Annotated in this window: 3 protein-coding genes and 1 pseudogene; 1 reads left to right on the top strand and 3 read right to left on the bottom strand. The window is 44.8% G+C overall.

The annotated features are described in order from the left end of the window. From ACP45E_RS06575 to ACP45E_RS06565, 3 genes and pseudogenes are all read right to left on the bottom strand, one after another. Positions 1-218, bottom strand: a pseudogene (locus ACP45E_RS06575) (PA4780 family RIO1-like protein kinase); the annotation flags it as partial. Positions 219-411: 193 nt separating this feature from the next. Further along, the gene (locus ACP45E_RS06570; RefSeq protein WP_017037898.1) at positions 412-876 is read right to left on the bottom strand and encodes an NUDIX hydrolase; all 465 of its coding nucleotides are present in this window, start codon (positions 874-876) and stop codon (positions 412-414) included. 70 nt (positions 877-946) lie between these two features. Beyond that, on the bottom strand, positions 947-1,513 hold the full coding sequence (locus tag ACP45E_RS06565; RefSeq protein WP_017041713.1) for a helix-turn-helix domain-containing protein: 567 nt from the start codon (positions 1,511-1,513) through the stop codon (positions 947-949). Positions 1,514-1,600: 87 nt separating this feature from the next. On the opposite strand from ACP45E_RS06565, the gene ACP45E_RS06560 reads away from it, so the two are divergent. Then, positions 1,601-2,471: benzoate/H(+) symporter BenE family transporter (locus ACP45E_RS06560; protein WP_069584818.1), on the top strand; the 871-nt coding region annotated here is incomplete at its 3' end.

Here is a 2,471-nt window from a genome sequence, read left to right as displayed (position 1 = left end):
CGAGCGCGGCGGCTGTTTCGGACTTTACGTCCTTCTCGATAAGCCACGGCTTTTTTAAAGCTACGTTGAGTCGCTTCCTTATACACTTTGGCACAACGGATCTCTTCACCGCAGCGCACAATGTACACCGAGGCTTCTTTGCCACTCATTAATTGGCTCTGAACCTCGTCAACTAAACCGTCGTCGACTAAAGGCTGTATTCTCTTAGGTATTTTCATAGCGTCGTTATACATTAGTTCGTAGCGAGATGTAATCATAAGGTGCTAATTAGACGAAAATAGCGACATTTTGCCGAGATATTCATAAGCAACGTAAGCCACTTGTTGTCTGAAAGGCCCCTCTCAATGGTTTACAAGGTACCTTTAAAGCTTAACTCAAATATTACTCAATGAAGTGAAAAAAGAGAGGCGTTTACGCGATGCTATCGATGACGGGTATCTTGAGCAGTGGGTCTGGCTCGTTATCGATAAAGTATGACCACACATGGCGGTAGACAGCGTGTTGACCAGGAAATGGCGTTATCTCAATCGCCTCTTCCAGGGAACACCATTGGTATTCGGTGTGCTCTTCGTTCAATGTTACAGGTTGGTCATCCGGGCAATAAATGGCAAAAACAGGGATCATCTGGAGCACATTGACGTGAGGCTCATAAAACTTGTCGATAAAATGGGCGTTATATAACGTTCTGACCTCGATTTGAGTCTCTTCTTTAAATTCTCTTATGATGGCCTGACACCCATTTTCACTTCCTTCAATGGAGCCTGCTACATGGCACCAATACCCACCTTTGACGCGTTTCATTAGAAGAATTTTTGGTTGGCCATTCACTTTGGAAATGGCGACCCCTGACACGATGGATGTGCTGAGCGGTATCATAGTGGTTCCTATTTTTGTTTATGCCAGCAATCATAGTCGCTGAAGTGGTCAAGTAAAACTGGCACCGGTGTTATTGTTTGCTGTTGGCATAATGGATAATGTTATGAAACACCACAGATTGTTCGCCAATGTTTTTGTACCCATGAGGTTGATTTGCGTTAAATCGGACCGCTTGACCTGGTTTCAGACGATGCCAATTCCCATCAAAGAGCACGGACATTTCTCCGGAGATACACATAATATGTTCCGTCACTCCCGAGTTATGAGCCTCTGATTCGTGCTGATAACCAGTAGCAAGAGTGAGTTCAAAGACTTCAAAACCTAATGCTTGTTCAAAGGGGAACAGCAAGCTAACCAAAAAGCCAGGGTTATAGTCTTCACGCCTCAGTTCATTGGAGTCTCGGAACAAGCTAGTGAGTTCATTTTCATGACTAACACTAATGAAGTTGGAAAATGAGACGTCAAACCCTGACGCAATTTGCCATAACTTCGCCACTGTTGGGCTCGATTCACCACGCTCAATTTGACCCAGCATGGCTTTACTGACACCGGTGGCCTTCGCGGCTTTATCTAGGCTCCAGCCTTTTTCTTTGCGTAGGCGCTTCAAATTATCGCTGACTTTGATTTCTGTTTGCATATTACCCAAATAAATACCTTGTGCGTTATAGCGCACAAATGTTAGCTTATTGTATGGACGTTATAACGCACATTGAGGGCAATTAACATGACCAAGCTAAAGTTTTCTCACATCAGTACAGGGTTTCTCGCGGTATTCATTGGCTATGCAAGCGCTGGCGCCATTATCTTTCAAGCTGCGATGAGTGCAGGCGCAAGTGAGTCTCAAGTTGCATCCTGGTTTTGGGCATTAGGCATTGGTATGGGAGCATCAACCATCATACTGTCTTCTCGTTACAAGAAACCTATCGTTACGGCATGGTCTACACCGGGCGCTGCGTTACTCATCACTTCTTTAGACGGGTTAACCATGAATCAGGCAGTGGCGGCGTTTCTTTTTAGCTCTCTGTTGATTACCCTGATTGGCGTGGCGGGTGTATTTGAAAAACTGTTAAAGCAAATACCCACCTCAATAGCAGCAGCGATGTTAGCGGGTGTGCTGCTGCAGTTCGGATTAGGTATTTTTTCATCCCTTCTGGAAGAGATACAGATCGTTCTCGTGATGTTAGTGCTGTTTATCTTGGCAAAAACGCAGTTAAAGAATTTATTAATCCCCATCATTTTTTGTGTTGCGTTGGTGATGTGCTTGGGAATGGACAAACTGGATGTCGATGAAGTGACGCTTTCGTTAACTCATCCTGTTTTTATCATGCCTGACTTTGACTTGTCCGCATTAATCAGCGTTGGCATTCCACTTTTTATCGTAACCATGGCGTCGCAGAACCTCCCTGGTTTTGCCGTTCTAAAAGCAAATGGATATCAAGTTGAATCTTCAAAAGTCATTGCCGCGACTGGATTCACGGGGTTGGTACTGGCGCCTTTTGGAGGCTTTGCTTTTAATCTAGCTGCGATTACAGGGGCCATTTGTATGGGCCCTAATGCAGATGAAAATCCGAACACACAGATCGGAAGAGCGGTTC

The organism is Vibrio genomosp. F10 str. 9ZD137, assembly GCF_049974785.1.
GTDB lineage: Bacteria > Pseudomonadota > Gammaproteobacteria > Enterobacterales > Vibrionaceae > Vibrio.
Note: the sequence above shows the minus strand (reverse complement) of the source record. Positions and strands in the feature narration are given on the sequence as shown.

Excerpts from the sequence above, each read along its gene's own strand:
- ACP45E_RS06570 (WP_017037898.1), bottom strand. The coding sequence starts at position 876 with ATGATACCGCTCAGCACATCCATCGTGTCAGGGGTCGCCATTTCCAAA.
- ACP45E_RS06565 (WP_017041713.1), bottom strand. The coding sequence starts at position 1,513 with ATGCAAACAGAAATCAAAGTCAGCGATAATTTGAAGCGCCTACGCAAA.